Consider the following 26,561-nt stretch of genomic DNA (forward strand, 5'->3'; position numbering starts at 1 on the left):
GTTCTGCTCGGTGCGATGTTCGGCTCGTTGTGGTTTGCGAGCCTGGCCTTCACGCCGTTCCTGATCTCGCAGGCCATCGACCGCGGCCTCACCCCCAAGCAACCCGCGACCCTGATCGCCTGGACCGCGGTGGTCCTGGTGGTCGGGGCTTTGAGTGCCGGGCTGGGGATCATGCGGCACCGGTCGATGACCAAGTTGCGGCTGGCTGCGGCCCTGGAGACGGCCGACGCGGTGATGGCACACGCGACTCGGCTCGGGGCGGCGCTGCCCCGGCGGGTGACCTCCGGTGAGGTTGTCACCATCGGTATTGCTGATGTGTGGACCATCGGGCGCGCGATGAATGTGGGCGGGGTCGGGGTGGCGAGTCTGCTCGCGTACGCGGTGGTTGCTGTTCTGTTGTTCCGGACCTCGCCCTTGCTGGCGGTGGTGGTGCTGGCCGGGGTGCCGGTGCTGGCGCTGTCGGTGGGTCCGCTGCTGACGCGGGTGCAGGCGGCCGGGCAGCGGTACCGCAAGCGGCAGGGCGCCCTCGCCGCGCAGCTGGTCGACGTGCTGTCGGGTCTGCGGATTCTCAACGGTCTCGGCGGCAAGGAGGGGCATCTGCAGCGGTACCAGCAGAACTCCGCCGGGCTGCGTGACCTCGGTTATCGGGTCGGCCGGGCGAGCAGCTGGGTCGGTGCGCTCGGTGAAGGACTGCCTGGGGTTTTCCTGGCCGTGGTGGTCTGGCTGGCGGCGCGGCAGGCCGCTGCGGGTGAGCTCACGGCCGGTGAGTTGATCGCGGTCTACGGCTACACGGCGATGCTCGTCATCCCGGTCAGCGTCATGATCTTCTGTGGTTTCGACGTGACCCGCGGGCTGGTCGCCGCGCGGCACGTGGTCGCCTTCCTGAGCCTTCCGCCGGAGGAAACCGCAGGTGAGGCCGCGCCGGTCGGACCCGCGACGCTGCACGATCCGGTGTCCGGGGTGTCGGCCGAACCGGGCCGGCTGACCGCGCTCGCCGGTGCCCGGCCCGCCGATGCCGCGGCCGTGCTCGAGCGCCTCGGCCGGTACGGTCCGACCGAGGCGACCTGGGGTGGTGTGCGGCTCGACAGCATCGCCCGCGACGAGGTGCGGGCGCGGATCCTGGTCGCCGAGCACGAGGCCGACCTGTTCGCCGACCCGCTGCGTGACGTGGTCGCCGGGCGTGGCGCGCCGCAGGACGAGCGTGTGCACGCGGCGGTCGAGGCTGCTGTCGCGCACGACGTCGGCGCGCCCGATCACCCGGTCGAGTGGGCCGGCCGCAATCTTTCGGGTGGTCAGCGGCAGCGTGTGCGGCTCGCCCGGGCGCTCTACCAGCAGCCGGAGATGCTGCTCGCCGCCGAACCGACCTCGGCCGTCGACGCGCACACCGAGGCCGCGATCGCCGCACGTCTCAAAACCGCGCGCGCCGGCTCCGGCACGGTTGTCGCGACCACCTCGCCCGCGCTGCTCGACCGTGCGGACGTTGTGCACTACCTGGTCGACGGGCGGGTGGCGGCCAGCGGAACACACCGGGAGTTACTGTCCGCTGTTCCCGGCTACGAACGCCTGGTAGCCCGCGTCTTCGGGGAGGACGAGGCGTGAGCGCCGCCCTGCCGATCGCCGATCAACGGCTGGTCTCCCGTGCCGCCCTGCGCCTGATCGCCGCCGACCGTCGCACCGTCGTGGTGATGATGATCCTCAACGTCCTGGCGGCGATTGCCGGCCTCGGCGGACCGTGGTTGCTCGGCCGGATCATCGACACGGTCACCGGCGGACAAGGCGGCGGACAGGGCGCCGGCCAGGTCGATCGCCTGGCCATCGCCGTCCTCGGCTGCGCGGTCGCCCAGGCCCTCCTTTCCCGGTACGCGCTGAGCGTCGGCTACCGCTTCGGCGAACGCACCGCCGCCCGCATCCGCGACGACTTCCTGCGCCGATCACTCGAACTGCCCGCGGCGGTCGTCGAACGCGTACCGGCCGGCGACCTGACCGCCCGCGGCACTACGGACGTGGATGCGGTCGCCACGACGTTGCGTGACGTGGTGCCAGGCCTGTTCATCTCAGCCGTGCAGCTGGTGCTGATCGTGACGGCGGTCGTCGTGCTGGACCCCGCACTCGGCGCGGTGGGTGTACTCGGCTTCACCGGCATCTGGTTCGTCACCCGCTGGTACCTGAGCCGGGCCCGCGACGCGTACCTGCTCGAAGGCGCGGCCAACTCCGTGATGGCGGACGAACTGGCGGCTACGACCACGGGTGCCCGTACCATCGAAGCCTTTGACCTGCGGGAACGTCGTCTGGGCCGGGGCCGGGAGGCGATCGCCGAGACCCGGCGCACCCGGCTGGCCACGCTGAGCCTGAGGTCGGTGTTCTTCCCGCTGGTCGAGTTGTCCTATGTGGTGCCGATCGTGCTGGTGCTGCTGGCCGGCGGCTGGCTCTACTTCCGCGGATCGGTGACGCTCGGCACGGTCGCGGCGGCGGTGCTCTATCTGCGGCAGCTGGTCGGGCCGGTCGACAACATCATGCTGTGGATCGAGCAGCTGCAGAGCAGCGGCGCGTCGTTCGCGCGCATCGAAGGCCTGGCCGCGGTCCCCACCGACCAGACCACGTCCTCGGCCAGGCCGGACGGCGACAAGATCGAAGTGCGCGGTGTCCGCTACGCCTACGACTCCGGCCAGGACGTTCTCCATGACGTGGATCTCACGATACGACCGGGGGAGCGCCTCGCGATCGTCGGTCTGTCCGGGGCCGGCAAGTCGACGCTGGCCCGCCTGATCGCGGGTGTCGACCGTCCCGACCACGGCTCGGTGACGGTCGGCGGCGTGCCGATCGCCGACCTGCCGCCGGACGAGCTGCGCCGCCAGGTGGTGCTGGTGACGCAGGAACACCACGTCTTCCGCGAGTCGCTGCGGGAGAACCTCATGGTCGTGGCGCCGGACGACGTCCTCAAGCGGGCCCTGAAAACCGTCGGCGCCGACTGGGCCGACGACCTCGACGCCGACCTGGGCGAAAATCCGCCGGACGGCGGACAGGCTCAGCAACTGGCACTGGCACGGGTGGTCCTGGCCGACCCGCACACCGTGATCCTGGACGAGGCGACGGCGTTGCTGGACCCGACGGCCGCGCGGAGTGCGGAGCGTGCGCTGGCCGCGGTCCTGCACGACCGCACGGTGATCGCCATCGCTCACCGCCTGCAAACCTCGCACGACGCCGACCGCGTCGCGGTGATGGACGGCGGCCGGATCATCGAGCTCGGCAGCCACGACGCGTTGATCCGCGCCGACGGCCCCTACGCCGCACTGTGGCGATCGTGGCACGGTGCTTAAGGCGTTGCGTACCGGCTGGCGATTGCCGTGGCGCGGTCCCGCAGGCCGGCACGCAACCCTTGCGGGGACAGGGCTTCCGCGTTGGTGGAGAGCTGCCACAACGCCCACTCGGCATGCCGTGAGTCCTGAAAAGTCACCGTCAGCCGCAGCCAGCCGTCGGCGTCGGCCTCTTCGGCCAGTAGAGCTACGGCGGTGCCGACCAGCTCCTCCCGACGGTTCGGGTTCACCCGGACCACCACGGTGACCGGGTCACCGCCGGTCCGGAACTGCACGCTGCGTTCCTGCCAGGCTCGGCCCAGATCAACCCGGTCCGGGCGCTGAGCGGGTTCGGCGAGCTCCTCGGCCGCCAGAATGCGTGACAGCCGGTAGGTACGGTCCGCGCCGGATCTCGCGGCGAGTAGATAGCCCTGCTCGCGGACGGTGACCAGCCCGATCGGATCCACCGTGCGCCACTTCGGGGCCTGGCCCACCGCCTCGTAATGGATGCGCAGCTTGTGCCCGGCAAACACGGCGCGTCGCACCTCTCCGACGATCGTGTCGGGAAGGTCCTCGGCGTCCAGCCGCCGCGACAACAGGTCGGTCTCCGGGTCGATGAGCAGGCGCTCGACCGCGCCGGCCGCAGTGTCGCGGTAGCTCTCGGGCAGCGCGTCGACCACCTTGAGCATGGCCGAAGCGAGGGCTGAGCCGAGCCCGAACACCTGCGCACCACGCCGCGACCCGGCAACCAGCAGGGCGAGCGCCTCGTCGTGGTTCAGGCCGGTGAGCTCGGTCCGGAAACCGGGCAACAGCTCAAAACCCCCGTGCCGGCCACGTTCGGCATACACCGGTACGCCGGCCGCGGACAGCGCCTCGATGTCACGCAGCACGGTGCGCGTGGACACCTCCAGCTCGCGCGCCAGCGTGGTCGCGGACAGCCGGCCACGCCGGCGCAGCAGCAGCACCAACGACACCAACCGGTCGGCCCGCATGCCCGGAATGATGCCAGCAATACACGACAGAAGATGTCGTCATTGCGGTGCGAAGCTCACGCCATGAATCGATCAGCAGTGAACCCGTGGACCTGGTCGGCGGCGCTGGGATACAACCAGGGTGAGATCGTCTCCGGGCACACCCGCACCCTCTACTGTGCCGGCCAGACCGCGATGAGCAGCGACGGCAAGCCTCAGCACCCCGGCGACATGGCTGCTCAGGTGGCGCTCAGCCTCGACAACCTCGAGGCCGTACTCGGTGAGGCCGGCATGTCCCTGGCCAACCTCGTCCGGCTCACCGTCTGCACGACCGACGTCGATCGCCTCCTCGAGCACTACGGCGTCCTGGCGTCACGACTGGCCGCCGCCGGGATCGCACCCGCCACCACCATGCTCGGTGTGACACGGCTGGCGATCCCCGAGCTGATGGTCGAGCTCGAAGGAACCGCCGTCGGGTGAGCTAGTAGCGGCGGGCGTCCGACGCGACCGCCTCGTCGGGGTCGTTCTTCAACGCCTCCCGGATGTGCGGCGGCGTGACATCAGAGGTCGCCAGTGAGCGGCGCACCTCCACCGACCGGTCCTTCACCAGAGCCTGAAGATCAGATTCCTCCAGCTCCACCGCCCGTACGAGCGCAGCACGCACCTCGGGCGCGTAGTCCTGCGCCAGAATGCTCCGCTGCTCAGGGGTGGTGTGCTTGTTGACGGCAACACCCTTGCGTACACGAACGGTCCGGTCCTTGAGCAGTGCGGTGATCACCTCGGGGTCCTGGGTGTGGCCGGCGAGCCGCTCCCGGACCTCGGGGGACACGTCCTCGAGGAGCAGCGCCGCAAGGTCGGGCTCGAGGTCCTTCATCTCCGCGGCGAGCCCCCGCAGCTCCTTGTCCTTCGCGGTCGCCATCTTGTGCCGGATGCGCGCATCGCAGGACGGGTTTGTCGCCACCGCCCAGCGAATCCACCGATCGGTGTCATCGAGCAGCCGCAGCAAATTCCCCTGGGAAGCCGCGGGGTTCTTGGCAACAGCCCCGCGCACCTTACGATCACGGTCCCGCGTCAACGGCCGCAAAGCCTCGGCCGGCGCCTTCGGATTACCGGCCACAGCCGCCCTGACCTGCGCCGACGAGTCCGACGCCAACTCGTGAAGCACCGCCGGAGGCGTCTTGCGGTTTTGCGCGGCGGAGACCCGCGCATCGAGGTCGCCGTGATTTCCCATGGCCCGAACTCTCTCATGCCCGCCGTTGCTACCGTGCGTGCGGTGAGTTCGCCCATCCACCACCTGACCGTCATCCGCTACTTCCGCGACGGCCGCCACTGGGAATCCACGGACATCCTGTCGCCGTCCTGGCCGGACGTGGTCACGGCGATCGAACGCATGGACGACTTCTGCTACCCCATCGTCCAACTGAATTGCACCGCCGACGAAGAAGACGAAACCATCTTCAACGTGATCGGCGGGGACGGCTCCTACGCCCTGTTCCACCAAATGGGCGAATGGGAGTACACGGACCCGAACGGCTCCGACGAAGAGGTCCGCCTCTGGCAGAGCGACCAGGGCTACTTCTGCAAACGCCGCAACGTCCTCACAGACCTGGACGAGGTCCTCCGCCTGACCCGCATCTTCTACGAAACAGGCTCCTACGAATCCCTCGCCTGAGCCGTCCGGCGAAACATGACGATTGTCATCGATCGGCCTGACTCTGCTCACCGTCAGTCGATGACAGCGCTCACTGGGTTGGGGCCTTCGCAGCGACGAGGGTTGTTGGTGAAAGGGAAGCCAAACGCGGACTTTTATCAGCAGGAGGAACGATGACACATCGGCAACGGCTCTCGATGATCGTCGTAACAGTGCTCGCGGCGTTGGGGCTCAGCTTTGCAGGGGCGGGTGTGGCCAGCGCCGCGCCGAGTGCACCGGTGGCCGCGCCGCCCGTGACCGCCCTTGCCACACCCGTTACCGGTACGGGCGACAACGGGTCGTTCGCCGGTACGTTCACGCCGACGAAGTTCGGGACGCAGGGCAAGGACCTGGTGGCCACCGGCTTGCTCACGGGCACTGTCAGTGATTCGTCGGGCGCCACTGTCGGGACTGTCACCCGTACCGTGAGCATGCCCGTGACGATCGCCGCGGTGACGTGTGAGGTTTTGAATCTTGTTCTTGGGCCGCTGCACCTGGACCTGCTCGGCCTGGTCATCGACCTGAACAGGGTGAACCTCGTGATCACCGCGGTGCAGGCGCCCGGCAACCTGCTCGGCAACCTGCTGTGCGCGATCACGCACCTGCTCGACGGCACCCCCACCGCGGGTGGGCTGGCCGCGCTCCTCAACGCGATTCTGGCAGTGCTCGGCCGGCTCTGACCTGGCCGTATCTCCGGCGCAGCCGCACCCCGCCAGGTGCGGCTGCGCCGCCGTCACTGAAACCAGCCCGCACCCTCGGCGAGGCGAACAGCCTCCAAGCGGTTGCGGGCTCCGGTCTTACGCAGGATTGCCGAAATGTAGTTACGCACTGTGCCGGTGCTCAGGTGCAGCTCGGCGGCAACCTCCGTCGACGGCACGCCGGAAGCGGCCACGCTGAGCACGTTGAGTTCGCGCGGCGACAGTGGACTCCGCGGCGCCGCCACCATCGCAACGGCCAGGCTCGCGTCGATGACGCGCTCCCCGCGAACCAGCCGCCGGATTCCCCGGACCAGCTCGCACGGCGCGGCCTGAGTGCCGACAACCCCATCGGTACGCAGGGTGAGCGCCCGATTCAGCAAACCCGAATCGTCCGGGCCGGCGAGCAGCAAAGTGGCGCACCCGGGCTGCTCGGCGGTGAGCCGCGCGATCGTGTCCAGGCCGTCGCCGGCGAGCAGCGCAACGTTGACCACGGCCACGTCCGGCGGCACCGCGCGGGCCATGGCCGGCGCCTGGTCGAGGGTGTCCAGCTCGGCGACCACATCGAGGTCTTCCTCGAGGGACAACGTCGCCGCCAGGGCGCCGCGGAGCAGATTCATGGGTTCGATCAAGAGAATGCGGATCATGGTGGCCTCCCAGCCAGGATCAAAGCTTGGGGTACGGCCGGAGTGGTGCCGGCCGGTTTCCGGATCCCTGCGGGAGGTTGTTCAGCTGGGAGGCCCCGCGTAGCGGATGCTGCGTCCGCCGGCGAGGAGAGTGGTGGCCATACGACGGCCGGAAGCCGCCATTTCGGGCCGCCACGAAGACACGACTGTGCTCATCGCGGGTGCATTCCCACCACCGGAGCTGCGCGCTTGGTCGGTGGGGGTGGAGTGATCGGTCGGCGGTTGGGCGGGTGCTGCCGGCTGTTCGGGCTCATGCACCTGGATGGCGTCGTCCGACCTGAGCAGCGCAGGAACGTTGAGAGCTGCGGTCGGGGTCAGTGCCGGAGTTCGGGCTTGCGACAGATCGGGCAGCTGAGCTTCCGGCGGCAGCTGCATTTTCGACGGCAGCTGCACTTTCGACGGCAGCTGCACTTTCGACGGCAGCTGGACTTTCGACGGCACTTGGGCTTTCGGCGGCAACTGCAGTTTTGACGGCAGCTGCGGCACTGTGGGGAGCTCGGCCTTGGGCAGTTTTGGCAGCCGTACCTCGGAGTCAAGAACGTCGGTCGCAGTCTTCGCCAGTTTCTGCCGGACGTCCGCCTTCCGTACCGGCTTCACCACTGCTCGGGCAGTGTGCCGGATCGCCTTGACCTCAGGAGTGTGGACCTTTGTGCGTACCCGGGTCTTGGGGGTGTGGGTCTGCTTTGTCGCCTTGGATTTTTTGATCGCGGGGCGCTGGCTCTTTGCCTTCGAGACGGTCTTTTCGGTGCCGGATTTCACCGCGGCGATCTGATCAACGGAAACACCGTCGGCCCGCGCCTCGTGATCAAAAAGGCTCAGCATCAGATAGGCCGCCACAGCCACGCCGAGCAGCACAAACAGGCGAACGATGCGCCGGGTCATCCCGGGCGCACCGCCGTCTCCTCGCGCTGTTCCGCTCCGCATTCAGACTTGCGTACCCATTCCCGGCAAGCCGACACTCATCGATCGCCGCGAACGCTAGGCTGACTTTGCTGGGACCGTCCTGACCTGCAGAGGAACAGCCATGCCTTACGTCGTGGACTTCGCCACTGTTTCGACCGTCGGCCTGGAATCGTCGCCGGTCGCGGATGCGCTGGCCGGCCTGCGGGCGAACGAGGCCCGGTATTTCAAGAACAAGTACGACCACGTCTTCACCGTCGAGCCCGCGAGCGACGCCGCAGAGGCCATCGCCTGGGTGAGCCGCATCCTTGAGCAGGAGCGCGGCATCGTGATCTCGTCGCGACCGCTGGAGGCGACGGCGTTCCAGGTCGAGAACATCCGCATGGCTTACGTCTTCTACGAGAACGGCCTGTCGATCAACGTCATGTACACCGTCGACGACGGCGGGAAACGGGCGGTCGGCTTCAAGCTGTCCGACGGGATGGACGTCCCTGAGGAGCTCGGGTCGTTCAAGTTCGCCCGCCAGAAGTCGAAGCTGGCCGGCACGATCCGCGGCTCGTACTTCGTCATCAAGAACGAGTACTGACCCCTCAAGCCAAGCGCCGCCTTCATTCAGCATGTCCGCAGGGCGTTACCGAAACTTCCGGCGCTCGACCGGTTGCCGTCTGGTCTGTCTGACTCGTCGCTTCCGCGCGGAGATAGCCTGCTTGACGCGGTCATGGAGAAGAGTTCACGTTTCCGAAACATTGACGAAGCCTGTTACGCCCGCCTAGCGTACGAAGGAATTCCGGCGCGCCCAAACCGAAACTTTCGAGATCGGCGGCGCGTCCGACGTTCCCGGAGGAGTGATCTTGAGAAAGGCATATCGGGTCGCCGTGGCCGTCCTCGCCACCTCGACTCTGCTCGGCCCCGGCCTCCAGCCTGCGCAGGCGGCAACGCCGGCCGGCAGCCACCTGTCCAATGTGCCACTGCGCTGGGCGGCGCCACATGACCTGCGCATCGGCACCGCGGTCGCCGGCGGTGGTCATCACCTCGAACAGGACTACCCGGACCCGTTCACGTACGACAAGCCGTACCGGAAAGTCCTGGCCCGGGAATTCAATTCGGTCTCCCCGGAAAACCAGATGAAGTGGGAGTTCATCCACCCCGAACGCGGCCAGTACAACTTCGGCCCGGCCGACGCCATCGTCAAGTTCGCCCGCCAGCACGGCCAGGTCGTCCGCGGCCACACGCTGCTCTGGCACAGCCAGAACCCGGCATGGCTCGAAGAGGGCACCTTCACCAAGGCGCAACTCCGCGCAATCCTGAAGGACCACATCACCACGGTTGTCGGCCGTTACCGCGGCAAAATCCAGCAGTGGGACGTCGCCAACGAAATCTTCAACGAGAACGGCGAGTACCGCCAGGAAAACATCTTCATCCGCGAACTCGGCCCGAGCATCGTCGAAGACGCCTTCCGCTGGGCCCACCGCGCCGACCCCAAAGCCCAACTATTCCTGAACGACTACGGCGTGGATTGGCCTGGTGTAAAGGTCGACGCGTACGAAGCGCTGGCCAAGCAGCTGCTGGCGGACCGTGTGCCACTGCACGGCTTCGCGTCTCAGGCCCACTTGAGCATGCGCTACGGCGCACCTGACCAGCTGCAGGCTGTGCTCCAGCGCTTCGACGACCTCGGCTTGTACACGGCAATCACCGAGCTCGACGTGCGCATGGACCTGCCCGAGGGTGGCGTGCCGACCGCCGAGCAGCTGCAGACGCAGGCCACCTATTACAAGACGGTGCTGGACGCGTGCCTGGCCGTCGCCGACTGCAACTCCTTCACCATCTGGGGCTTCACCGACAAGTACAGCTGGGTCCCGGTGTTCTTCCCCTCCGAGGGAGCCGCAACGGTGATGGGCAACAACTTCGAACGCAAGCCCGCGTACTACGCCCTGCGCAACACGCTGGCCGCAGCACGCCACAACCGCTGAGCCCACGCGACTAGAAGGCGGCAGCACCCCGGTGCTGCCGCCTCCGTCCGTCCAGCCGAGCGCTCGAATCCCTGCACCGCCACCACCCAGCCCGCCCGAAGACTTTTACGGTGGCGCTGGTAGGTAACATGTGTGGCTGTAGGCCCTCGTAGCTCAGGGGATAGAGCATCGGTTTCCTAAACCGTGTGTCGCAGGTTCGATTCCTGCCGGGGGCACCAGGTCAGACCCTTGATTACCAATCATGGGGACCCCTTCCGGGGCCTCCGTGCCCGTTGCGTGCCCGATCGTGGCGCTGGTTCCGTACCCAGCTTGTCCAGGTGTTTCGCCACTTCGGCGTCTCGGCCGTCCACCGCACGGGCGTAGTGCCGGGTGGTCACACTCGCGTTCGCGTGACCGAGCCGGTGAGCGGCCACCATGACCCCGTGGGAGTCCGCGACCCAGGTCGCATGGGTGGCCCGCAGGTCATGCGGGGTCACGTCACTGAGCCCGTCCGCCGCAGCGGCGGCGGCGGTGAAGCGTCGGCGGAAGCCGTGGTAGCTCTGCTGCCGGTGAGTGGTGTGTGCCTGGCGGCCGGGGAACAGGAACGCCTCCGGGTCGTCGGGCAAGGTGGCCAGCAGGCGGCTGACCAGGCTCACCACGAAGGCCGGCACGGGCAGCTCCCGCCGATGGTGATCCTTCGGGGTGTCGATCACCGGGCCGCCGGGAAGTTCCGTGACCGCCTCCGCGATGAGCACGGTGCCGCCGTCCACGTCGAGGTGGCGTCGGCGCAGCGGTAGCGCCTCCCCGATCCGCAGCCCGCCGTAGGCCAGCAGCAGGATGAGGACATGGTCGCCGAGCTCACAGCGGGCGGCGAGCTGGTTGACCTGGGCGACGGTCAGGATCTCGGGATGCGACTCCGGCAGCCGAGGTAGCCGAATGCGTCGGCACGGGCTGACTGGGATCATGTCGTTGTCCACCGCCGAGGTCATGATCTGCGACAGCAGCCGGTACGCCTGACGGACCTGAGACGCGCTCACTTGATCGGTGAGGGCGCCGACCCAGTTCGCGACTACGATCGGCTTGAGTTTCGCCAGCGGGACCGCGCCGAGATGGGCCAGCACGAGCCGGTCCAGCACCGACCGGTAGGTGTTGCGGGTCTTGGGTTTCCACGCACGGCTGGCCGAGGTGAACCACCGCGTGTGGACGAAGGCCGACGGGATGGGGTGGGAGAATCCTCGTACGCGAACCTATTTTCCACTGACCGATCGAGTCACCATGCAACGGTTCCCCATCGCAGATCGTCGAACACCTTGTCAAGTTGGTCATCTCCAATGGGCGTGAACCGGTTCGAAAGGCTGAGTAGCCGGCGTGCCGCCCACCTGGCACTCCGCTCCATATCTCGGGTGAATCCAGGTTGCATCAGCAGCCTGCTCTTGCCGCCGTGGGCTGTAGCGCTACGTGCCTGATAAAGATCACCGAAGACGCGAGCTCGATCATGGCGAGCAGCGGGATCGGGCTCCAGGAGAGCAAAGCGCTCCGACATAGCGCGCCCAGGGAGACCCGCACGGGACCCTAGTAACGCATCAAGGGCAATGCCCACAGCAAGAACAGCGTCGTCGGAAGTGAAAGACCAGTGAGCCTCGGCGTACCACCGCGCGGCAACCCTCATGCGCCGAGAAACAGCGTCGCTTCCGCTCATGCACGCCGATATTTCGTCAACTCGCTCGGGTTCGTGAACCAGGGCCTGGAGCGGAAATGGTTTCTCGCCATACCAGTGCGCTGAGGCGTGGTGTCCGAGGTCCGAAACAACAAGCGGACGGCAATACAGCTCGGCACCGACTGACTCCTTGGCACGCTCTAACGCCGGTCGATGAAGCGTCAAACCTCGAATGCCGGGCCTATGACTGTTGCCCCTACCGCTGTACAAGCCAAGCGCTTCCACATCATCCTCTAGGAGGAGCGCGAGCCCAATTAACGTGTCGAAGGACTCCTCTGCTTGTGAGAAAGCACCCTGGCCTTGCTTTCTCGTCCAGGATGTAAAAGCAATCACACCTCCCCTTTCGTCGCCTGAGGCGGCGAGGCTTGAAATTTGCTCTTCGATCCAGCGACCTGCCGCCACGTCGGACAGGTCGTGGCGACCGGCTGCCGCTTGGCCGACTGAGTCTAGGTATTTTGGACCAAGCTCGCCGATCACGGAGTCTTTAATGACGCTGGGCTCGCCCTCCCATGCCAGATTGGAAACAGGGAAACATACCAGCGCGGGCGGAGCTTTTTCGATGGTGTCGAGGCCCTTTGCTATGACATTTCTGCCGTCATTGGAACTGCTGGCGTGGACGAGTAGCGAAGCCACCAAGCCCCAGATTTCCTCCGAGTCCCAGCGGTCTCGAACCCCATTGCGGCTCAATAGCGCTAAGACGGCCTGCTCGAATAGGTCGACACCCTCGGGTTGAAGCATTACCGGTCCGCTAGGACTGGCTAAAGCCGCCCGGTCAGAGCGGCGGTAGTCTTCGACACACCAGCCATAGTCCCATGATGTTCGCTCAGGGGCTGGCCGTAGGCGCGAGAGTGCGATGACAAGTAGGTCGACGGCCTCAGGTTGTTTCGCTCGTCCTGCCACAACCCTTCTTAACACAGGCGCGGCCTGGCGAGCGCAGCCACTGGAAGTGGACATGATCCATCGGTCGAGTGCCCGTTGCGTGCCCGTTACGACGGCGAACCGGCCGATCTGACGGTCAGCGACGGTCAATGGGGGATGGGTGTGACCTGCGGTAATACCAGGTAGGCGAGTCGCTATCAGCCCTTGATCGACAATTCCTATATCGTTTGTCGCAGGTTCGATTCCTGCCGGGGGCACCTAGAGCGATGATCATCGACTACCTCATGACCGGTCTGGCCGGCTACGACCCGGATGAGTTTCCCCAGGTCCAAGGCTTTGAGGTGCGGCTCGAGCCCGGAGCGCACGGCTTTGAGCTGACCTTCACCACCACCCAGCCCGACCACGTCGTCGAGTGGGCTTGGATCACCGAGCGGGATCATGAGATCTGGGCTTGGACCATCGGCGACGTCCCCTGCGGCACCAACGCAAAGCCCTACCGTGTCTCCGACCAGGGCTGGAACATCCTCGTCTGGGAGCAGAACGGCCACGTCTTCGTCGCGCAAGGCGAAGGCGAGTGGGACTACGAGCGAGATGCAGACACCTTCACCACCTGGTTCAAGGTGACAAGCGACCTCTACCGAGCAGCCTGGACCACCGCCCTCGAGGAACTGACGGCGCGGTGACCGCATCTCGGGGTGGGTGACGTACGTTCTCTGAACCGTCCGTTCCCGTTCCGAGTCAGGGCGAGGGCACCGTATGCATGTGATCGATCTGGACCGGCCTGTTGTGGAGAAGCCGCAGAAGAAGCACCCCTTTGCCCTCGTCGCGCTGGTCGTTGGTGTTCTGCTCGGCGGCACCGCCACCTATGGCTGGTACGTGCAACACGAAACCGCCGCCAAGGAGCGGGAGGTTGCGGTCTTTGTCTTCGCGGACTCCAGCCAGTACGTCGATGGTGGCAGCGTTGTTCTGCACGGCCGGGTCGCCAGCGTGACGGTCACCAGGCGGGTCACGTTGGTCAATGCTGGGCCGGTTCCGGTCAATGTTCGGAACCTGCGGGCTGATCAGCCCGGGCTGCGGGTACGGGGTGTTGAGAAGCAGCGGTGGGTTGCTCCCGGGGACACCGTGCAGGCCGACGCTGATGTGGAGATCGACTGCTTTCGGGGGCTGCCGCTCGGGCGGTTTCCCGTGACGTTGTCCGTGGAGACGGAAGACGCGCAGACTCAAGAGGCAGCACCGCGGGATGTTTTCGACGGGAGTGCTTGGAGTGAGCAGGCCGAGATCGCCTGCCGTGGGGAGAGCTGACTCTGCGTAATGCCAAGCGGGATGACAGCCATCCGATGTCGCCCGTGCCCGGGCCGATCGTGCAACCGCCGCGACGTCTTCGCGCCATCTCTCCGGCGTTGAAGGCGTTGAAGGCGATGCGGTGATGCCGAACGCCTGATGGCAGTGGGGGAGCAGCGCGCGCACCACCGTGCTGTCGCCTTTGCGCCAGACCAAAGCCAGTAGTGCCGGGAGCTCGACCTTCTCGATCGGGATCGCCCGGAGCTCCTCGTGGTCGGTGGCCATCGAGGCGCTCAGGACCGCCACGCCGAGGCCGCGTGCGGCCAGGTCGGCGACCGCTCCCGGCGCTGTCGCCTGCAGCGCGACCGTCGGTCGCAAACCCGCGGCGGCGCAAGCTTGATCGAGGACCCCGCGGATCCCGGTGCCCACGGGCAGGCAGATCAACGGGTACGCGGTGAGCCGCCGAAGTGGCACACTCTCGCGCTCGGCCAGCGGGTGGTCGGCCGGCACCGCCGCGATCAGGCCCTCGCTGACGATGGTCATCGACTCGAGGCCGTCGGGGGGCTCGCCTGCGGATCCGACCAGGGCGATGTCGAGGGAGCCGGCGCGCACGCTGTCGATGAGCACGTCGGAGTTGGCCTCGTCGAGGGCGATCTCGATGCGGGGGTGCCGTTCGTGGAACGAGGCGAGCGCGTCGAACAGGGGTGTCACCGTGCAGCCGGTGATCATGCCGAGGCGGAGGCGTCCGCGGACCAGGCCGTTCACCTCGTCGCAGGCGTGGCGGATCGCTTGGGCTGCGGCCAGGGCGCTGCGGGCGTGGGGGAGGGCGGCGGCGCCGGCCGGGGTCAGGCGGACCAGGCGGGCGGATCGGTCGAACAGGTCGGCGCCGAGCTCGCGTTCGAACTGCCTGATCTGGGCGCTGACACCCGATTGGGTGATGTGCACGCGGTCCGCGGCTCTGGTGAAGTTGGCCTCCTCGGCCACGGCCACGAAGTATTCGAGCTGCCGCAGATCCATGAGCGCAGATTCTAGCTATGACAAGAACTATCTGTTGGACTTGTCATCCGTTCGGGGAAAAGCTGGCATGATGACCGATCGCGAGAAGGCCACCAGGCCCGAAGACCTCACCCGCCTGTTCGTCGAGCGCGCCAACGCCAAGGACGCCGAGGGTCTTGCGCTGCTCTACGAGGAGGACGCGGTGATGGCGTACCCGCCCGGGAGCCGGACCGTCGGCCGGGACGCCATCCGCAAGCTGTGGGAAGAGGCTCTGCCGCACCTGCCGGCGTTCGAGCCCGAGGAGCCGCTGCCGACCCTGATCAGCGGCGACCTCGCGCTCACCTCCACACCGCCCAAGGGCGGCTCCGGCGCCCGTGCCCAGGTGGTCCGGCGGCAGAGCGACGGCACCTGGTTGCGGGTTCTTGATCAGCCTGAGTTCACAGGCAGGTGATGCAGGTGCCGGGCGGGTCGCCGTTCCAGACGACGTCGACGGGCTTGAGGACCCGGGGATCGTTGTTCGGAATCCGCACGACTCGCGTGACACCCCGGGAGTTCGTCTCGACCGCCACACACGCCAGGTGGTGGGCGTAGCTGCCGTCGTCCGTCTGCTGCCGGCCCGAGGTGACACAGACCGCCTCCTCACCCGTACGCAAGGGGCCCGCGCGGTCGAAGCGGACAACACTGCCGCCCTCGTCCAGGCTCCACGTGTTGCCGAGCCGTCCGCCGTGCACGCCGTAGAAGACCGTGCCGACGCTGAGGGTCTCGAGGGTGTCGGGCGCGCAGGCGCGTACCGATCCGGTCAGGCGGACGGTGCCGGTGCTGGTCAGGCCGGCGGAGTCGAGGCGGAGCCGGGTGCAGCCCGGGACGACCGTGCCGGGCGCCGGCAACGTCTCCGGCTCGGGCAGCGTCGCGACCGGGTCGGTGATCAGGCAGTTGCCGCAGCCCGCCGGGGCGCTGTCGCCGGGTGCCGGGATGCGTTCGAGCGGCGAGGTGACGATCGGGTCGTCGAGCGGCACGGTCTCGACGTCCCACTCCGACTGGTCCTCGGTCCAGACCGGCCGGAAGCAGTACGCGTTCTCGGCGACGTCACCGGTCAGCCCGGTGCTCAGGCACATCGCAGCAAGATCACCCGAGATCGTCCCGGTACGCCGCCACGTCATGTCCCCGATCGAGTTGGTCTGCCACGGTGAGCCCATCCACCCGTGTACCACTCCGTCGGTGACGTTGTATTGCGTGAGCGCGAGGCGTACGCCCTTGACCGGCGCGGGATTGTCCGCACACGGGCGCGAGAAGCCGACGAGGTTGACGACGTCGATCGTGTTCGGCTCGGCGTTGCGCCAGGCCATCAGGCGCGTGACCCCGGTTTCCAGACAAGCCTTCGGGTACGGCCACGCCGAGGCTGAAGTGGGCGAGGACGGCGGGGCTGCGGCCGCGGGTGCGGGCAGCCCGGCGACCGCGGCCAGCAGGACCGCGAAGAGGCGTACGAGCATCAGGACTCCTGGTCGGGCAGGGCGAGTGAGGGAGGGGCGGCGACCCGGAGGGCGCCGAGGGCGAGGCCGAGCTGGAAGCGGTTCTCCACGCCGAGGCGGTCCATCAGCGCCCGCAGGATGCCGGTGACCGATCGGGCGCTGATCCGCAGGTGCTGGGCGGCGCTCTGGTCGGTGTGCCCGGCCGCCAGCAGGGTGATCAGCTTCTGTTCGCGCTCCGAGAGCCGGATGGCCGGGAGTGCGAGGTGTGCGGCGGCGCCGTCCCACTGCCGTTCGAAGAGCCTGATCAGCGCCTGCACGACTGAAGGCCGGCTGACCTCGAGATATCCACGTTCGAGGTTGGCGGGGTCGGCCGGGAAGAGCGAGATCCGATGGTCGACGATGACCAGCTTCAGCGGCACGCCGGGTGACTCGCGCCGCTGGAAGGAGGTGCCGTTGACCAGGTGTCCGCTGACGTCGAGCGGGTCGCCGTCGGCCGGTGGCAGGGCCAGCACGCGCACGCGGACACCACGGGCGAGCAGGGCCAGGTCGAGCGGGGCGGCGGCCCGTGCGGACTCCGCGTCGATCGCCTGGTCGTTGCTCATCGTCAGGAAGTCGCGGATGTCCGAGCCCAGCACCTCGGCCAGACGCGTCCGGGCCCGGTCGCGGCTGGACAGATAGCGAACGCCGTCCGCGCAGGTGCCCGGCGTGCCCGGCGCCGTGACCAGGGGCAGGTCCCGGCCGACCGGTGTTGCCCGCAGGGCCCGCAGCACGGCGTGGTGCGACCGCTCGCGAGCTTCTGCGTTCACGATCTGGAGCCGGCGGGTCCGCAGCGCGGTGACCACCTCGGCCGGGCGGCGGGCGGTCCAGATCCGCGCCGCGGCACGACTGTCGTCGGTGGACACGACCGCGTCGCACTCGTGCAGCTCGGCCAGGGCCTGATCGGTACGCCGGACCGGAAGCCCGAGCTCGCTCGACAGCACCCGCCGAGGACGCGGACCGAACGTGGCGAGGGTGCGGAAGACGAGGTCCGCATCGCTGGACAGTCCCCAGCGCACGAGTGAGGGCAGGGCAGCGCCGATCGGAACGGAACTGGTCACCACCGGTACTCCCTCCGCCGCCACGACGTCGACCGTCATCGATTGTCACCCCTGTCCTCGACCGGTGGGACGTGGGCCTTGCGGAGAAATCCGAGGGCGAGGCCGAGCTGGAAGCGGTTCTCCACGCCGAGGCGGTCCATCAGACTGCGCAGGACGTAGGTCACCGACCGCGCGCTGATGCCGAGCTGCTCCGCCGCGCTCACGTCGGTGTGACCCTGCGCCAGCAGCGCCACCAGCTCGCGCTCGCGGTCGGTCAGCGTGATCTTCGGCAAGCCCGTGCTCCATCTGGTGCGCAACCGGTGTATCGACGCCGGTAGGCAATCACAGTGCCCCTTACCGGTCGAGGTCTGCCGGTTCCGCCGGGGTGAAGTTGCGCAAAAGCGCATCCGGGCGCTGCGGTATCCCGCAACTTGGGTCGCCGGTCGTCCCGTGCCGTTGACCGGCGCGCCCCTGGTTTCGCACCCTGGCCCGCAGGGCGGAGCCGACATTCAAACGGGGGATGTCGGCCCCGCCCCGGTGCTTCCGGAGCGGAAACAATTTCGTGCTACCGTGGGCCTTGCTCCAGTTCTGAATCCGTTGACGTTTCTGCGCCTGATGGGTAATCGTTCCCGTCCGGCGCTTTTTGTTTTTACCGGCGTCAAGCCACATCTCTCGACGGGCCCAGACATGATCATTCAGAAGAGCGTCATCATCGCCAAGCTCCGCGAGCGTGGCCTGGACGTCCGCGCCGACTTCGTCGACCGCGAGTTGCCCGACGAGGTCGACACCTTGCGTTTCGGTGGCCTGCTGTCGACGCTGAACCTCGATCTGAAAGAACTCCAGGCTCCGTCCTCGTAACTGACCCGACTCACAGATCATCGGACCGGTGAATGAAATCTACCGACGAGCACGACCCCTCCCTGTTCCTCGCGCCGGCCGACGCGGTCGTGCCGGAGCCGGAGGCGGAGACTGCCGACAGCAGCGCCGAGGCGATGACACGCCTGCGTGACCCGTTCGCCGTCAAGCCCGAGCCGCCGCGGCGGGAAGCAGACCGTCGAGCCTGAGCAGGGGGAGGTCCGGTCATGACCGTCGCGCGGTTGGAGTTTGCCGGTGCGACGGGGACGACACGCCTGGAAGTGGCGGTCTGCGGCACGGTGATCCAGTTGACCGGTGACCTCGACATGGCCACCGCTCCCGATCTTGACCGGCTCATCGCCGGCCTGCTCGGAGACACCCCCACGGTGCTGGTCCTGGACCTGCATCGTCTCGATTTCCTCGGCGCCGCGGGCATCACCTGCCTGCTCGGCATCCGCGACCGCCTCGCCGCCCGGCACGGCCTGCTGGTGCTGCGCGAGCTGCCTGCCCAGGTCAGGCGCGTTCTGGAGATCACCCAGCTGCTCGACGAGTTCGACGTCGGCGGAAGTGCACGCTCGGTGCACTACTGACGACGCGGCTGTGCGGTGGCACACTGTCACGGTGCGGCGCCGGCTCCCGGCGCCGTCCGATGGGCGCGACGCTCACCGTCGGCTGACGAGTCAGCGGGGCGTCTGTTGTCACACTCTTCCTCAGCACCTGAGCTGCCCGACGGCAGCCGGAACGCCGTGCTCGGCGACCTGCCGTCCGCCGGCACCGCGTGCGGCATCGGGCGCCGTTTTGTCGCGGCCCAGCTGCGAGGGTGGCAGGTGGACGAGTCGATCGTCGAGGTCGCGGTGCTCATCACCAGCGAACTCGTGGCGAACGCCGTCAACCACGCCCCACCGCCCGGTCACCTGCAGGTGAGCCTCGACGGCCGCCGGGTCCGGATCGAGGTCACCGACGCGAGCCCGCTGCCACCGGAGATCGTCTCGCCGGGTGCCCTGGCCACCGGCGGCCGAGGGCTGCTGCTCATCGGCCGGCTCGCGTCCGGCTGGGGCTGGGAGCCGCAAGCCCCGGGAAAGGTGGTCTGGTGTGAGGTGATTCTCCCGGCCTGAAGCTCGCGCTTGTACGCTGCGAATTGTGGGTAGTTCGCAAACGCCGGAGCATCGGAGGAGGGCGGCCGAGTTGGACGAGCGTGAGCGTCGCCTGGATGCTCGTGAACGCGCTGCGGACGAGCGCGACAGGCATGCCGACCGGCGGGAACGTGACGCCGACCAGCGCGAGATCGACGCCGACGCGCGCGAGGTGCAGGCCACCGAGCGCGAGCGGCTCCTCGACGAGGAAGCACTCCACCAGGGCGACCGCAGTGTGGACCCCATCGACCGGTTCCGCGACGCCATCGAGCGGACCTCGGCCAAGACCGACCGCAGCAACGACTTCTTGCAGCGTTCCCGGGCTGCCGTCCAGCGGGGCGTCGACCGCATCGACCGGATCCGCCAGGAGACGGCCGACCACCGCCCGAACGAGTCCGACCCCGAGCAGCCCGTCAGCTGACGGTTTCCGCGGCAATCCTCACGGGACCACCACGATGCGGCAGTCGGTGCGGTGCCAGGCGGTGGTGATGTCGTGCAGGCGTACCGTCTCGAAGTCGACCGTGAGCCGGCCGGCTGCCGCATGCGAGGCGATCAGGGTGAGTGTGTCGGCGCGGAGCTGCGGGGTCAGCTCGTTGTTGGTGTACCCGAGGATCCGCAGTGAACCGCTGCGCAGCGTCGCCGAGTCCAGCGGCGCAATCTCGCCCGCCGCGCTGCCGAGATTGACCAGCCGGCCACCGGGACGCAGCGCCCGCAACGCGGCCGCCGCCGGCACCCCGAAAAGCGGATCAAGAACAAGATCGACCGGCCCGTCGGCTGCCGCTCGCATCCTGGCCGCCAGGTGCGCGATCTCCGCACCTTCCTCCAGAGGTACGACCACAGCAGCGCCCGCCCGAGCCGCGCGCTGTTGTGCCCGTTCGGAACGCGCGACCGCCACGACCCTCCGGGCACCCGCGAGCAGGGCGAGCTGCACGGCCGCCTGCCCGACCACGCCGCCGGCGCCGAGCACGAGCACCTGCTCGCCCGGTTGGAGCTCGCCGCGCCAGGTCAGCGCCAGGTGCGCGGCCACCGCGGAGAGCCCGAGCGCCGCCACCAGCCGGTGATCGGCGCCCTCGGGCAGCTCGACGGTGTCGGCGGCGCGCACCGCCGCGAACTCCGCCAGACTGCCGTCGCCCGGCCGCATGCCCGCACTGGTCGGGAACCACACCGCGGTGCCGTCCTCGCGGACGCCGACACCCTGCACACCCGGGACGTACGGGGTGTCGGGTTCGCCGAAGTACGACGTGCCGGACGCGCAGAGCAGATCCAGCGGGGTGATGGACGCGGCGGTGACGCGTACCAGAATCTCGTCGTCTCCCGGCACGGGCGCCGCGCGGTCACCGAGGGCCGGCGGAGCGCCGCAGGCGTGCAGCAGCGCGGCCCGCATCAGGTGGCGATGTCCGGGTAGGGCATCGAGAAGTGCGCGAGGCGCGCGCCGAAGGCCTTCTGATATTCGAGCGGGCCGTGGTCGCGCTCGAACATCGCGATGAACAGCGTCAGCGTGAGGAACGGGTGTGCGCCCAGCGAGAAGAGCGCCACGTGGTCGTGCGCCGCGAGGGCTTCGCGTTCCTCGTCGGTGAACCGCTGCCACGTGCTGGCCTCACCGCCGTGACAGTTGAGCACGGTGTTGGCGCGCTCGGCCTCCCACCAGGTGACCGTGCCACGCGGGTCCTCGCGGTAGCGCTCGACCAGCTCCGGATCGCGGTCGATCATGTAGAGGAACTTGTCGATCAGGTATTTGCTCACGCGTCCACCCCGTTCGGGTACCAGGTGAAGTAGGCCTCCATGGTGTGGAACAGGTCGAGGCTGTCCACGTAGTCGGCCTTACGCCCGGCGCCGGCGACACCCATCATCAGCATGAAGTCCATGAAGCCGTGGGTGGCGTTGCCGGGGGAGTGCAGGCTGTCCAGCGTCACCTCGTGCAGGCAGCGCTCGAGGTCACCGGTGGCGATCCACTCGACGGCCTTCTGGTCGAACTCCGGGTCCGGCCCGTGCGGGCCGAACTGCCGTGGCCCGCCGAGCTCGAGCGACAGGTGCCCGGTGCCGATGACCGCCACCCGCAGGTGGCTCGGCCACGACTCGATGACCTGCCGGATCGTCTGTCCGAGCTGGACGAAGCGCTTCGGCTGCGGCAGCGGCGGCGCGAAGATGTTGGTGTAGATCGGCACGATCGGCAGGTCCGCCTCGGGCCGCAGCGTGATGATCGGGCAGGTGATGCTGTGGTCGATGCGCAGCTCGTTGCTGAACGCCAGGTCGAAACCTTCGTCGAGACCGGCCCGCAGGATGTGCGCGGACAGGTCCTCGTTGCCCTTGAGCAGCATCTTCGGCAGACCGAACTCGCGCTCCTCGTTGTACCAGTTGGCGTCGTAGAACGGCGCCTTGCCGACGAGGAACTGCGGCATGTTGTCCAGCCACAGCTGGTGGAAGTGGTCGGAGCCGACCATCACCAGCACGTCCGGGCGGGCCGCGGTCAGCGTCTCGCGGAAGGCGGTGATCTTGCGGACCCACTCGTCGGCGAACGGGGGACGGTCCTCGCCGGTCGCGGTGCTGGCCCGGTAGTAGAAGGGATGGTGCGTGGAGGCGATCACCGCGACGACGGTGGCCATAGCGGCTCCTAGTTCTCGTAGACGGCGTTACGGTCGACGGTCAGGTAGACGTCCATGCCGATCGGGTTGCGCCGCTCCTCGGCGAGGTGCCCGAGAAGGCCGGCGGCCCGGGCGAGCAGCGCAAATCCGCGCAGCAGATCAACGGGCAGGCCCAGATCGGCCAGGGCGGCACCGCAGACACCGGCGCCGTTCAGCGGCAGCGTGCGGTTGAGGACCTGCGGGTGGACGCGGCCGATGGCCTCGAAGAGGCGCAGGTGCGGGCCGCGCAGGCCCTCCTCGTCGGCGATGCGGATGAGCACCGGCGTCCGGGGATCCTGCTGCTTGTGCACGGGATGCCCGAGCCCCGGCACGAACTTCTTCTCGGCGCGGGCCTTGGTCACCGCTTCCAGCGCGAGGGCGTCGAAACCGGCGTCGTCCGTCGGCACGCCGTTCTTGAGAACCTCGGCCAGGAACCGTCCACAGTCCTCGGTCACGCCGAGAAAGCGTGAGCCACCGCCGAGCAGGCCGGCGGCCAGCGCGCCCTGCAGCGACTCCGGTGCGCTCAGGTAGGTCAGCCGGGCCGCGATCGCCGTCGGCGTGAAGCCGTGATCGGCCAGCGCCACCAGCACGGTCTCGAAGACGCGGACCTCACCCGGGGTGGGGCGGCGCCCGGCGACCAGCCAGTACGCCAGCTCACCGAAGCCGACCTTGCCCATCAGATCGGCGGCGAGATCCTGGCCCAGCAGGCGGATCTGGTGCTCGTCCGACGTACCGATCGCGGTCGGGAACCTCAGTCCTTCGTCAGCCACGCGCGGATCTCCTCACCGTGTTCGTCGAGTCCGGGCGGCGGCAACTCGTAGGCTGCCGGCGTACCGGAGAAGGTGATGGGGTTGCGGACCGAGGGGACACCGCCGACCTCGACCACCGGGTCCAGGCCGAGCTCCTCGGCGAGGGCGACCCCGCCGTCGATGGTGTTGATCGGCGCGCAGGGCACACCGGCGGCGAGCAGGACGCGGAACCACTCGTCCTTGGTGCGCTTGCTCAGCCGCTCGACCAGGATCGGGCGCAGCGCCTCGCGGTTGGCCGTGCGGTCCTGGTTGCGGCCGAAGCGCGGGTCGTCGGGCAGATCCGGCAGGTCGAGCACCTGGCAGAGCTTGCGGAACTGCCCGTCGTTGCCGGCGATGACGATCAGCTCGCCGTCCGAGGTCGGCAGCGGCTCGTAGGGGAACAGGCTCGGGTGCGCGTTGCCCATCCGGAACGGCACCGTGCCACCGGCGACATAACCGCTGGAGTGGTTGACCAGCCCGGACAGCGCCGACGAGAGCAGGTTGACCTCGATGTGCTGCCCGCTGCCCGTGGCGTCGCGGTGGTGCAGCGCGGCCAGGATGCCGATGTTCGCGTGCAGTCCGGCCATCACGTCGAAGACCGAGATGCCCGCACGGTACGGCGACCCGTCCGGATCTCCCGTCAGGCTCATCAGGCCGGAGATGGCCTGGACCATCAGGTCGTAGCCGGGATAACCCGCACCGGCACCCGTGCCGAAGCCGCTGATCGACGCGTAGACGATCTTCTCGTTGGCGGCGGCGACCGTGTCGTAGTCAAGACCGAAACGCTTGAGCCCGCCCGGCCGGAAGTTCTCGATCATCACGTCGGCGCGGCCGGCGAGCCGTTGCGCGACGTCCAGGTCCTCGGGCTTCTTCAGGTCCAGCGCGATCGACCGCTTGTTGCGGTTGATGCCGAGGTAGTACGTCGAGACGCCGTCGCGCACCGGAGGCATCCAGGTGCGGGTGTCGTCGCCGGCCGGGCCCTCGACCTTGATCACCTGGGCGCCGAGATCGGCGAGCAGCATCGTCGCGTACGGCCCCGCGAGGATGCGCGAGAAGTCCGCTACGAGCAGTCCGCTGAGTGGTCCCATGTGCCGCCTTCCGTGCTGATGACCGCCTGGCGGACAGACGTCCGCGCTTTTGCCAGTCTTGACTCGGGACTTGGAGCTGTCAACTGTCACCTGGCCGAAACATTTGCTTGACACTGCTGGTGAGCCGAAACACACTGGCGGCGAGGTAGTGACCGCTAGGCGGACGACTGTCCGCTCCATCGTGAGGGAGTTGGCAGAAATGAGCGACAGTGTTCTGTTCCGCAACGGAACGGTGCTGACGATGGACGACCGGCACACCGTCCTGCCGAACGCGGACGTGCTGGTGATCGGCGAACGCATCGCCGAGATCGGCGTCGGACTGACCGCCCCCGAGGGCGCCACGGTGATCGACGCGTCCGGCGGCATCCTGATGCCCGGCATGATCGACACCCACCGGCACATGTGGCAGACCGCGATGCGCGGGTACGGCGCCGACTGGACCCTGACCCAGTACTTCGTCTGGTACTACCTCGAGTCCGGCAAGCTCTTCCGCCCCGAGGACATCCACGCCGGCAACCTGCTCGCCGCGATCGAGGCCATCGACGCCGGTGTCACCACCACGGTCGACTGGTCACACGGCCTGCAGACCGTGGATCACGCCGACGCTGCCGTCGACGCGTTGCAGGCGGTGCCGGGGCGGTTCGTGCTCGCGTACGGCAACATCCAGCAGGGGCCGTGGGAATGGTCGGCCAGCCCCGAGTTCCGCGACTTCGTGAGCCGGCGCATCACCCCCGGCAACGACATGCTCGGCTTCCAGATGGCGTTCGACGTCACCGGCGACCCCGCGTTCCCCGAGAAGGCGGCGTTCGAGGTGGCGCGCGAGCTGGGCGTACCGGTCACGACCCACGCCGGTGTCTGGGGTGCGACCAACGACGACGGCATCCGGCTCATGCACGAGAACGGCTTCATGACCCCGCAGACCGTGTACGTGCACTCGGCCACGCTCAACCACGACTCGTACCACCGCATCGCCGCCACCGGCGGGTCGGTCTCCGTCTCCACCGAGAGCGAGCAGAGCGCCGGTCAGGGGTACCCGCCCACCTGGACGCTCCGCGACCACGGCATCCCCGTCTCGCTGTCGATGGACACCAGCGTCTGGTGGAGCGGTGACCTGTTCTCCGCGATGCGCACGACACTCGGCGCCGACCGCTCCCGCGAGCACATGGAAGCGCACAGCCGCGCCGAAACTGTCACCCACCTGCACCTGCGGGCCGAACAGGTCGTCGACTGGGCGACCCGCGGCGGCAGCAAGGCGCTGGGCATGGACTCCGTGGTCGGCAGCCTCGAAGCCGGCAAGAAGGCCGACGTGGTGCTGCTCAAGAACGACGACTCCCCGGTGATGTTCCCGATCCTCAACCCGTACGGCCACGTGGCGTTCCAGGCCCAGCGCGGCGACGTCGACACCGTGCTGGTCAACGGCAAAATCGTGAAACGCGACCACAAGCTGGTCGGCGTGGACCTCGCCGCCGCCCGCGCGGAGGTCGGCCGCACCATCGACCACCTGCGCGGCGAGATGGGCGAAGAAGCCTGGACCCGGGGCATGAACCCGGACGTACCGGAAACCAAGGTGGGCGACAACCCGTACACCTACACCGAGTGGGACGCCGGCTCGGCGCAATGGAAGCATTAGCAGCTCGAACGACCGCTTGACGACCAGGGGAGGGGGCTCGATGGCACGGGAAACCGGACCGGACTTCATCGAGGCCCTCGCCCGCGGTCTGGACGTCGTCCGCAGCTTCCGGCCGGGCCGCCGGGTGTCGACCCTGAGCGAGATCGCCGCCGACACCGGGCTCGCCCGGCCCACGGTCCGCCGCATCCTGCTCACACTCACCGAGCTCGGCTACGTGCGGGCCGTCGAACGCGGCTACACCCTCACCCCACGGGTCCTCGAACTCGGCATGGCCTACGTGAACTCCCTCGACATGTGGGACGTCGCCCGGCCCCACATGGAACGCCTCGTCGCGCTCACCGGCGAATCCACGTCGATGGCCCAGCTCGACGGCTCCGACATCGTGTATGTGGCGCGTGTGGCCGTACCGAAGATCGTGACCCTGGCAGTCTCGATCGGCACGCGCTTTCCCGCGGCCGCGACCTCGATGGGCAAGGTGTTGCTCGCCGCCCTCGACTCCGCCGAGCTGGAGAAGGTCCTCGCGGAGCCGGGCCGCTCCGGCATCAACGCCCGCTGGCAACCCGACCGGGTCGCCCTCGACAAGTCCTTGCGCGAGGTCCGCGCCAAAGGCTGGGCCCTGGCCGACCAGGACCTCGCCCTCGGCATCCGCTCCATCGCCGCCGGCGTCCGCAACGGCGACGGCAAAGTGGTCGCCGCGCTCAACGTCACCGTCCACGCGGCGGAGACGACTGTCGATAAACTGACAGGCGAATACCTGCCGTTGTTGCTGCATGCGGCCGCTGACATAAGCCACGACTGGGCTTTGCTGGATACAGCACCGATGGTGATCCGCGGCTGAGGTCCG

General features: G+C 68.2%; 30 protein-coding genes, 1 tRNA gene and 1 pseudogene. 17 read left to right on the forward strand and 15 right to left on the reverse strand.

Going from position 1 to position 26,561, the window contains the following annotated elements; all coding sequences use genetic code 11:
* Window positions 1–15: 15 nt before the first annotated feature.
* Both AFR_RS03785 and AFR_RS03790 read left to right on the forward strand, forming a co-directional pair.
* Window positions 16–1,599, forward strand: coding sequence for an ABC transporter transmembrane domain-containing protein (locus AFR_RS03785; protein WP_084298330.1), 1,584 nt, complete (start codon window positions 16–18; stop codon window positions 1,597–1,599).
* Window positions 1,596–3,317, forward strand: a complete 1,722-nt coding sequence (locus AFR_RS03790; RefSeq protein ID WP_023357984.1) for an ABC transporter ATP-binding protein — start codon at window positions 1,596–1,598, stop codon at window positions 3,315–3,317. The genes AFR_RS03785 and AFR_RS03790 overlap by 4 nt, the downstream gene beginning before the upstream one ends.
* On the opposite strand, the gene AFR_RS03795 is transcribed toward AFR_RS03790, so the two are convergent.
* Window positions 3,314–4,285 carry a helix-turn-helix transcriptional regulator gene (locus AFR_RS03795; RefSeq protein WP_023357985.1) on the reverse strand — a complete coding sequence of 324 codons (972 nt, stop codon included), beginning with the start codon at window positions 4,283–4,285 and terminating at the stop codon, window positions 3,314–3,316. The two genes, AFR_RS03790 and AFR_RS03795, sit on opposite strands and share 4 nt — an antisense overlap.
* A gap of 63 nt (window positions 4,286–4,348) precedes the next feature.
* On the opposite strand from AFR_RS03795, the gene AFR_RS03800 reads away from it, so the two are divergent.
* Window positions 4,349–4,744: a RidA family protein gene (locus tag AFR_RS03800; protein ID WP_023357986.1), complete on the forward strand. Its 396-nt coding sequence runs from the start codon at window positions 4,349–4,351 to the stop codon at window positions 4,742–4,744.
* A gap of 1 nt (window position 4,745) precedes the next feature.
* Here AFR_RS03800 and AFR_RS45815 read toward each other — a convergent pair whose 3' ends face one another.
* Window positions 4,746–5,495, reverse strand: coding sequence for a hypothetical protein (locus AFR_RS45815; RefSeq protein ID WP_148307863.1), 750 nt, complete (start codon window positions 5,493–5,495; stop codon window positions 4,746–4,748).
* Between the two features lie 42 nt (window positions 5,496–5,537).
* On the opposite strand from AFR_RS45815, the gene AFR_RS03810 reads away from it, so the two are divergent.
* On the forward strand, window positions 5,538–5,936 hold the full coding sequence (locus tag AFR_RS03810; RefSeq protein WP_041840587.1) for a hypothetical protein: 399 nt from the start codon (window positions 5,538–5,540) through the stop codon (window positions 5,934–5,936).
* 152 nt (window positions 5,937–6,088) lie between these two features.
* The gene (locus tag AFR_RS03815; RefSeq protein ID WP_041840588.1) at window positions 6,089–6,634 is read left to right on the forward strand and encodes a hypothetical protein; all 546 of its coding nucleotides are present in this window, start codon (window positions 6,089–6,091) and stop codon (window positions 6,632–6,634) included.
* A gap of 53 nt (window positions 6,635–6,687) precedes the next feature.
* On the opposite strand, the gene AFR_RS03820 is transcribed toward AFR_RS03815, so the two are convergent.
* Complete coding sequence (locus AFR_RS03820) at window positions 6,688–7,296, reverse strand: response regulator transcription factor (protein ID WP_023357990.1); 609 nt, start codon at window positions 7,294–7,296, stop codon at window positions 6,688–6,690.
* 81 nt (window positions 7,297–7,377) lie between these two features.
* A complete protein-coding gene (locus AFR_RS03825) occupies window positions 7,378–8,217 on the reverse strand; it encodes a hypothetical protein (protein WP_023357991.1) in 840 nt (279 codons plus the stop codon).
* A 142-nt stretch (window positions 8,218–8,359) separates the two neighbouring features.
* Here AFR_RS03825 and AFR_RS03830 point away from each other — a divergent pair, with 142 nt between their 5' ends.
* The 3 genes from AFR_RS03830 (at window position 8,360) to AFR_RS03840 (ending at window position 10,423) form a co-directional block, all read left to right on the forward strand.
* A complete protein-coding gene (locus AFR_RS03830) occupies window positions 8,360–8,821 on the forward strand; it encodes a DUF8821 family protein (RefSeq protein ID WP_023357992.1) in 462 nt (153 codons plus the stop codon).
* A gap of 259 nt (window positions 8,822–9,080) precedes the next feature.
* Window positions 9,081–10,205 (forward strand): endo-1,4-beta-xylanase, encoded by a 1,125-nt coding sequence (locus tag AFR_RS03835; RefSeq protein ID WP_052359319.1) that lies wholly within the window; start codon window positions 9,081–9,083, stop codon window positions 10,203–10,205.
* Between the two features lie 142 nt (window positions 10,206–10,347).
* Window positions 10,348–10,423, forward strand: a tRNA-Arg gene (locus AFR_RS03840).
* A gap of 21 nt (window positions 10,424–10,444) precedes the next feature.
* Here the strand turns inward: AFR_RS03840 and AFR_RS03845 are convergent.
* Both AFR_RS03845 and AFR_RS45820 read right to left on the reverse strand, forming a co-directional pair.
* The gene (locus AFR_RS03845; RefSeq protein WP_438829934.1) at window positions 10,445–11,404 is read right to left on the reverse strand and encodes a tyrosine-type recombinase/integrase; all 960 of its coding nucleotides are present in this window, start codon (window positions 11,402–11,404) and stop codon (window positions 10,445–10,447) included.
* Window positions 11,405–11,454: 50 nt separating this feature from the next.
* Window positions 11,455–12,639, reverse strand: a complete 1,185-nt coding sequence (locus AFR_RS45820; protein ID WP_148307864.1) for a hypothetical protein — start codon at window positions 12,637–12,639, stop codon at window positions 11,455–11,457.
* Between the two features lie 407 nt (window positions 12,640–13,046).
* Here AFR_RS45820 and AFR_RS03850 point away from each other — a divergent pair, with 407 nt between their 5' ends.
* Window positions 13,047–13,463, forward strand: coding sequence for a hypothetical protein (locus AFR_RS03850; protein ID WP_023357995.1), 417 nt, complete (start codon window positions 13,047–13,049; stop codon window positions 13,461–13,463).
* 730 nt (window positions 13,464–14,193) lie between these two features.
* Here AFR_RS03850 and AFR_RS48760 read toward each other — a convergent pair.
* Window positions 14,194–15,078, reverse strand: a pseudogene (locus tag AFR_RS48760) (LysR family transcriptional regulator); the annotation flags it as partial.
* A gap of 70 nt (window positions 15,079–15,148) precedes the next feature.
* Here AFR_RS48760 and AFR_RS03860 point away from each other — a divergent pair.
* Window positions 15,149–15,508 carry a YybH family protein gene (locus AFR_RS03860; protein ID WP_023357997.1) on the forward strand — a complete coding sequence of 120 codons (360 nt, stop codon included), beginning with the start codon at window positions 15,149–15,151 and terminating at the stop codon, window positions 15,506–15,508.
* On the opposite strand, the gene AFR_RS03865 is transcribed toward AFR_RS03860, so the two are convergent.
* Genes AFR_RS03865 through AFR_RS03875 form a run of 3 tightly spaced genes read right to left on the reverse strand, consistent with a single transcriptional unit; the run spans window position 15,495 to window position 17,895 of the window.
* Window positions 15,495–16,547, reverse strand: coding sequence for a hypothetical protein (locus AFR_RS03865; protein ID WP_023357998.1), 1,053 nt, complete (start codon window positions 16,545–16,547; stop codon window positions 15,495–15,497). The two genes, AFR_RS03860 and AFR_RS03865, sit on opposite strands and share 14 nt — an antisense overlap.
* The gene (locus AFR_RS43345) at window positions 16,547–17,662 is read right to left on the reverse strand and encodes a helix-turn-helix transcriptional regulator (RefSeq protein WP_023357999.1); all 1,116 of its coding nucleotides are present in this window, start codon (window positions 17,660–17,662) and stop codon (window positions 16,547–16,549) included. The genes AFR_RS03865 and AFR_RS43345 overlap by 1 nt, the downstream gene beginning before the upstream one ends.
* Entirely contained in the window at window positions 17,659–17,895 is a 237-nt protein-coding gene (locus AFR_RS03875) for a helix-turn-helix domain-containing protein (protein WP_023358000.1), read from the reverse strand. Before AFR_RS03875 ends, AFR_RS43345 begins: the two co-directional genes overlap by 4 nt.
* On the opposite strand from AFR_RS03875, the gene AFR_RS45825 reads away from it, so the two are divergent.
* From AFR_RS45825 to AFR_RS03890, 5 genes are all read left to right on the forward strand, one after another.
* A complete protein-coding gene (locus AFR_RS45825; protein ID WP_148307865.1) occupies window positions 17,882–18,460 on the forward strand; it encodes a hypothetical protein in 579 nt (192 codons plus the stop codon). The two genes, AFR_RS03875 and AFR_RS45825, sit on opposite strands and share 14 nt — an antisense overlap.
* A gap of 32 nt (window positions 18,461–18,492) precedes the next feature.
* Window positions 18,493–18,666 carry a hypothetical protein gene (locus tag AFR_RS46640; protein WP_158510505.1) on the forward strand — a complete coding sequence of 58 codons (174 nt, stop codon included), beginning with the start codon at window positions 18,493–18,495 and terminating at the stop codon, window positions 18,664–18,666.
* A gap of 18 nt (window positions 18,667–18,684) precedes the next feature.
* Window positions 18,685–19,047 (forward strand): STAS domain-containing protein, encoded by a 363-nt coding sequence (locus AFR_RS03880; RefSeq protein ID WP_023358002.1) that lies wholly within the window; start codon window positions 18,685–18,687, stop codon window positions 19,045–19,047.
* Between the two features lie 105 nt (window positions 19,048–19,152).
* Window positions 19,153–19,572 carry an ATP-binding protein gene (locus tag AFR_RS03885; protein WP_158510506.1) on the forward strand — a complete coding sequence of 140 codons (420 nt, stop codon included), beginning with the start codon at window positions 19,153–19,155 and terminating at the stop codon, window positions 19,570–19,572.
* 70 nt (window positions 19,573–19,642) lie between these two features.
* A complete protein-coding gene (locus AFR_RS03890) occupies window positions 19,643–20,011 on the forward strand; it encodes a hypothetical protein (protein WP_023358004.1) in 369 nt (122 codons plus the stop codon).
* Window positions 20,012–20,029: 18 nt separating this feature from the next.
* Here AFR_RS03890 and AFR_RS03895 read toward each other — a convergent pair whose 3' ends face one another.
* The 5 genes from AFR_RS03895 to AFR_RS03915 are packed head-to-tail and all read right to left on the reverse strand — an operon-like array spanning window position 20,030 to window position 24,087.
* Window positions 20,030–20,974, reverse strand: a complete 945-nt coding sequence (locus AFR_RS03895; protein WP_023358005.1) for a quinone oxidoreductase family protein — start codon at window positions 20,972–20,974, stop codon at window positions 20,030–20,032.
* Window positions 20,974–21,333, reverse strand: coding sequence for a hypothetical protein (locus AFR_RS03900; protein ID WP_023358006.1), 360 nt, complete (start codon window positions 21,331–21,333; stop codon window positions 20,974–20,976). Before AFR_RS03900 ends, AFR_RS03895 begins: the two co-directional genes overlap by 1 nt.
* Window positions 21,330–22,193 (reverse strand): DODA-type extradiol aromatic ring-opening family dioxygenase, encoded by an 864-nt coding sequence (locus tag AFR_RS03905; RefSeq protein WP_023358007.1) that lies wholly within the window; start codon window positions 22,191–22,193, stop codon window positions 21,330–21,332. Before AFR_RS03905 ends, AFR_RS03900 begins: the two co-directional genes overlap by 4 nt.
* A gap of 8 nt (window positions 22,194–22,201) precedes the next feature.
* Entirely contained in the window at window positions 22,202–22,981 is a 780-nt protein-coding gene (locus AFR_RS03910; RefSeq protein ID WP_023358008.1) for a citryl-CoA lyase, read from the reverse strand.
* Window positions 22,963–24,087, reverse strand: coding sequence for a CaiB/BaiF CoA transferase family protein (locus tag AFR_RS03915; RefSeq protein WP_023358009.1), 1,125 nt, complete (start codon window positions 24,085–24,087; stop codon window positions 22,963–22,965). The genes AFR_RS03910 and AFR_RS03915 overlap by 19 nt, the downstream gene beginning before the upstream one ends.
* Window positions 24,088–24,286: 199 nt before the next feature.
* Between AFR_RS03915 and AFR_RS03920 the strand changes: the two genes are divergently transcribed.
* Both AFR_RS03920 and AFR_RS03925 read left to right on the forward strand, forming a co-directional pair.
* On the forward strand, window positions 24,287–25,717 hold the full coding sequence (locus AFR_RS03920; RefSeq protein ID WP_023358010.1) for an amidohydrolase family protein: 1,431 nt from the start codon (window positions 24,287–24,289) through the stop codon (window positions 25,715–25,717).
* A 40-nt stretch (window positions 25,718–25,757) separates the two neighbouring features.
* The gene (locus AFR_RS03925; RefSeq protein WP_023358011.1) at window positions 25,758–26,555 is read left to right on the forward strand and encodes an IclR family transcriptional regulator domain-containing protein; all 798 of its coding nucleotides are present in this window, start codon (window positions 25,758–25,760) and stop codon (window positions 26,553–26,555) included.
* The last annotated feature ends 6 nt before the right edge of the window (window positions 26,556–26,561 follow it).

The organism is Amorphoplanes friuliensis DSM 7358 (genome assembly GCF_000494755.1).
Classification (GTDB): domain Bacteria; phylum Actinomycetota; class Actinomycetes; order Mycobacteriales; family Micromonosporaceae; genus Actinoplanes; species Actinoplanes friuliensis.